The following is a 1,713-nucleotide window of genomic DNA, read 5'->3' as shown; positions in this document are numbered from 1 at the left end:
TGGTTAAGTCCTCGATCGATTAGTATTCGTCAGCTGCACGTGTCGCCACGCTTCCACCCCGAACCTATCTACCTCATCGTCTTTGAGGGATCTTACTTGCTTGCGCAATGGGAAATCTCATCTTGAGGGGGGCTTCGTGCTTAGATGCTTTCAGCACTTATCCCGGCCACACATAGCTACCCAGCGATGCTCTTGGCAGAACAACTGGTACACCAGCGGTGTGTCCATCCCGGTCCTCTCGTACTAAGGACAGCTCCTCTCAAATTTCCTGCGCCCGCGACGGATAGGGACCGAACTGTCTCACGACGTTCTGAACCCAGCTCGCGTACCGCTTTAATGGGCGAACAGCCCAACCCTTGGGACCGACTACAGCCCCAGGATGCGATGAGCCGACATCGAGGTGCCAAACCTCCCCGTCGATGTGGACTCTTGGGGGAGATAAGCCTGTTATCCCCGGGGTAGCTTTTATCCGTTGAGCGATGGCCCTTCCATGCGGAACCACCGGATCACTAAGCCCGTCTTTCGACCCTGCTCGACCTGTACGTCTCGCAGTCAAGCTCCCTTATGCCTTTACACTCTGCGAATGATTTCCAACCATTCTGAGGGAACCTTTGGGCGCCTCCGTTACTCTTTAGGAGGCGACCGCCCCAGTCAAACTGCCCGCCTGACACTGTCTCCCAAGCCGCTAAGGCTTGTGGGTTAGAAGTTCAATACAACCAGGGTAGTATCCCACCGACGCCTCCTCCGAAGCTGGCGCTCCGGGCTCTTAGGCTCCTACCTATCCTGTACAAGTTGCACCAAAATTCAATATCAGGCTACAGTAAAGCTCCACGGGGTCTTTCCGTCCTGTCGCGGGTAACCTGCATCTTCACAGGTACTATAATTTCACCGAGTCTCTCGTTGAGACAGTGCCCAGATCGTTACGCCTTTCGTGCGGGTCGGAACTTACCCGACAAGGAATTTCGCTACCTTAGGACCGTTATAGTTACGGCCGCCGTTTACTGGGGCTTCGGTTCGCACCTTCGCTTGCGCTAAGCACTCCCCTTAACCTTCCAGCACCGGGCAGGCGTCAGCCCCTATACGTCACCTTACGGTTTTGCAGAGACCTGTGTTTTTGCTAAACAGTCGCCTGGGCCTATTCACTGCGGCTCTCTCGGGCTATTCACCCTACCAGAGCACCCCTTCTCCCGAAGTTACGGGGTCATTTTGCCGAGTTCCTTAACGAGAGTTCACTCGCTCACCTTAGAATTCTCTTCTCGCCTACCTGTGTCGGTTTGCGGTACGGGCACCTCCCGCCTCGCTAGAGGCTTTTCTTGGCAGTGTGAAATCAGGGACTCTGAGGTAAACCTCTTGCCATCACCGCTCAATGTTGTATAGAAATGGGATTTGCCTCATTTCTCATCTCACGACTTGGACGTGCACAACCAACGGCACGCTCTCCTTATCCTTCTGCGTCCCCCCATTGCTCAAACGGCGGGGAGGTGGTACAGGAATATCAACCTGTTGTCCATCGTCTACGCCTATCGGCCTCGACTTAGGTCCCGACTAACCCTGAGCGGACGAGCCTTCCTCAGGAAACCTTAGGCATTCGGTGGACGGGATTCTCACCCGTCTTTCGTTACTCATACCGGCATTCTCACTTCTAAGCGCTCCACCAGTCCTTCCGGTCTGACTTCAACGCCCTTAGAACGCTCTCCTACCACGGACATCTAC

The 1,713-nt window shown here is 54.8% G+C and carries 1 rRNA gene; it reads right to left on the bottom strand.

Annotation, left to right across the window (positions count from 1 at the left end):
- A 23S ribosomal RNA gene (locus ACFO5U_RS13395) occupies positions 1-1,713 on the bottom strand; the annotation flags it as partial.

The organism is Planococcus dechangensis (assembly GCF_042654465.1).
In the GTDB taxonomy this organism is placed as follows: Bacteria; Bacillota; Bacilli; order Bacillales_A; family Planococcaceae; genus Planococcus; species Planococcus dechangensis.
The sequence above is the reverse complement of the archived record's forward strand: the minus strand, read 5'-3'. Positions and strand labels throughout refer to the sequence as shown.